The sequence below is a fragment of the Klenkia sp. PcliD-1-E genome, assembly GCF_024124375.1.
Taxonomy (GTDB): Bacteria; Actinomycetota; Actinomycetes; order Mycobacteriales; family Geodermatophilaceae; genus Klenkia.
The window spans coordinates 1-2,999 of the sequence record NZ_JAMXRZ010000216.1; the positions used below are offsets into that span (position 1 = coordinate 1).

The window sequence follows — 2,999 nt, forward strand, 5'->3', positions numbered from 1 at the left end:
GGCCAGCCGCTCGCCGGCGAGCACGACCGCGCCGTCGTGGCGCAGCGCGGTGGCCGCCTGCGCGCCGACGCCGCCGGCGGACTCGGTGGCCAGCGCCCGCAGGACGGCGGCCTCCATGCCGGGCGGGGTGGCCAGCAGGACGGCGTCGAGCTTCTCGTCGGCCGGGGTGGCGAAGGGCGCGACGTCGAACACGGGCAGCGCCCGCTCGCGGACGGCCCGGCGCAGCCGGAGGAAGACGATCGGCGACTCCTCCTCCGGCTCGAACCCGACCATGAGCACGGCGGGTGCGGCGGCGAGCTCGTCGTAGGTGACCGCGCCGGCGCCCGGGGCGGTGCCGGCCACGTGCGCGGCCAGGAACGCCAGCTCCTCGGCCGAGTGCGCGCGGGCGCGGGCGTCGACGTCGTGCGTGCCGAGCACGGTGCGGGCGAACTTGGCGTAGGCGTAGGCGTCCTCGACGGTCAGCCGACCGCCGGGCAGCACGCCGACCCCGCCGTCCTCGCGGGCGGCGGCCAGGCCCGCGGCCGCGGCGGCCCAGGCCTCGGGCCAGGACGCCGGCACCAGCTCGCCGTCGCGGCGGACCAGCGGCGTGGTCAGCCGCTCGTTGGCCGCCGCGTACCGGAAGGCGAACCGGCCCTTGTCGCAGTTCCACTCGGTGTTGACCTCGGGGTCGTCCCCGGCGAGGCGGCGCAGCACCGTGCTGCGGCGGTAGTCGGTGCGCTGCGCGCAGCCCGAGGCGCAGTGCTCGCAGGTGCTGGGCTCGCTGCGCAGGTCGAAGGGCCGCGAGCGGAACCGGTAGGCCGCGCTGGTCAGCGCGCCGACCGGGCAGATCTGCACGGTGTTGCCGGAGAAGTAGGACTCGAAGGGTTCGTCGGCGTAGATGCTGACCTGCTGCAGCGCGCCCCGGTCGAACAGCTCGATGAACGGGTCACCGGCGACCTGCTGGGAGAACCGGGTGCAGCGGGCGCACAGCACGCAGCGCTCGCGGTCCAGCAGCACCTGCGAGCTGATCGGCAGCGGCTTGGGGTAGGTGCGCTTGGTGCCCTCGAAGCGGCTCTCGGCGTGCCCGTTGCTCATCGCCTGGTTCTGCAGCGGGCACTCCCCGCCCTTGTCGCAGACCGGGCAGTCCAGCGGGTGGTTGACCAGCAGCAGCTCCAGCGTGCCGGCCTGCGCGCTCTCGGCGACCTCGCTGGTCAGCTGGGTCCTCACCACCATGTCGGGGGTGACCGGGACGGTGCAGGAGGCGACCGGCTTGCGCTGGCCCTCGACCTCGACCAGGCACTGCCGGCAGGCGCCGACCGGCTCCAGCAGCGGGTGGTCGCAGAAGCGCGGGATCTGCACGCCGATCTGCTCGGCCGCCCGGATGATCAGCGTGCCCTTGGGCACCGCGACGTCGAAGCCGTCGATGGTCAGCCGGACGTGGTCCTCGGGCGTGTGCGGCCCCGGCACGGCGGGGACCTGGGCGGGGGCGGGTTCGGGGGTGGTCATGCCATCGCCGCCACGGGCTCGATGTGCAGCGTCCGGCCCAGCCGGCCCTGCTCGTCGGGCGGCAGCAGTGCCACGTAGTCGTCCTTGAAGTACTTCAGCGAGGACGCGATGCAGCTGGTGGCGCCGTCGCCGAGGGCGCAGAACGACCGGCCGAGGATGTTGTCGCAGGTGTCGGTCAGCAGGTCCAGGTCACGCGCGGTGCCGTGCCCGGCGACCAGCCGTTCCAGGATCTGGACCAGCCAGTACGTGCCCTCCCGGCACGGGGTGCACTTGCCGCAGGACTCGTGCGCGTAGAACTCGGTGAACCGCAGGGTGGCCTCGACGATCGAGTCGGTCTCGTCGAAGACCATCAGCGCGGTGGTCCCCAGCATCGACCCGGCCGCGGCGACCGAGTCGAAGTCCAGCGGGACGTCGAGGTGCTCGGCGGTGAAGTACGGCGTCGACGAGCCACCCGGCGTCCAGAACTTCAGCTCGTGGCCGGGGCGCACGCCGCCGGCCATCTCCAGCAGCTCGCGCATCGTCGTCCCCATGGGGGCCTCGTACTGGCCGGGGTGCACGACCCGGCCCGAGATCGAGTAGATCTTGGGGCCGGGGGACTTCTCCGGGCCGAACTCCTTGAACCAGGCCGACCCGCCGCGGACCACGAACGGCACGCTGGCCAGGGTCTCGACGTTGTTCACCACGGTCGGTGCGCCGTAGAGGCCGGCGACGGCGGGGAAGGGCGGCTTGAGCCGGGGCTGGCCGCGGCGACCCTCGAGGGAGTCCAGCAGCGCGGTCTCCTCGCCGCAGATGTAGGCGCCGGCACCGGCGTGCACGACGACGTCGAGGTCGACCCCCGAGCCGTGCACGTCGCGCCCGAGGTGACCGGCGGCGTAGGCCTCGGCGACGGCGGCCTGCAGCCGGCGGTGGGCGTGCACGGCCTCGCCGCGGACGTAGATGACGGCGAAGGAGCAGCGGATGGCGTAGGAGGCGATGGCCACGCCCTCCACCAGCGAGTGCGGGTCGGCCATCATCAGCGGCACGTCCTTGCAGGTGCCGGGCTCGCCCTCGTCGGCGTTGACCACGAGGTACTTGGGCTTGGCGGCCGGGCCGGTCGGGGTCTCCCCCGGCTTGGGCTGCGGGATGAAGCTCCACTTCATGCCGGTCGGGAAGCCGGCGCCGCCGCGTCCGCGCAGACCGGAGTCCTTGACCAGGGTGACCATCTCGTCGGGCGTCATGCCCAGCGCGGTGCGCCAGGCCGTGTAGCCCTCGGTGCGCTCGTAGGTCTCGATGGTCCAGCTGCGGTCCTCGGCGTAGCGGCTGGTCAGCACAGGGGTGAGCGGCACGGGATCAGACCTCTCGCGGGACGGAGGTGCCGGACCCGGACTGGGCCTGGCCGTCGGCGTCGGGGGCGGGTGCGTCGCGGTCGGCGGCCTCGCGGCCGGCCGGCTCCGGACGGTCGGGGTGGTTCTGCGCGGCGCCGGAGCGCTCGGCGGCGTTGTCGGCGGCGGCCACCTGGGCGTCCGCGGCGGCCG

The 2,999-nt window shown here is 74.1% G+C and carries 2 protein-coding genes and 1 pseudogene; all 3 read right to left on the reverse strand.

Going from position 1 to position 2,999, the window contains the following annotated elements:
- The coding region (locus NH342_RS22540) for an NADH-quinone oxidoreductase subunit G (protein ID WP_253018543.1) at positions 1-1,485 on the reverse strand (1,485 nt) is incomplete at its 3' end.
- Positions 1,482-2,810, reverse strand: a complete 1,329-nt coding sequence (gene nuoF / locus NH342_RS22545) for an NADH-quinone oxidoreductase subunit NuoF (protein ID WP_253018546.1) — start codon at positions 2,808-2,810, stop codon at positions 1,482-1,484. The genes NH342_RS22540 and nuoF, both read right to left, overlap by 4 nt.
- 4 nt (positions 2,811-2,814) lie before the next feature.
- Positions 2,815-2,999: pseudogene (locus NH342_RS22550) on the reverse strand (NADH-quinone oxidoreductase subunit NuoE); the annotation flags it as partial.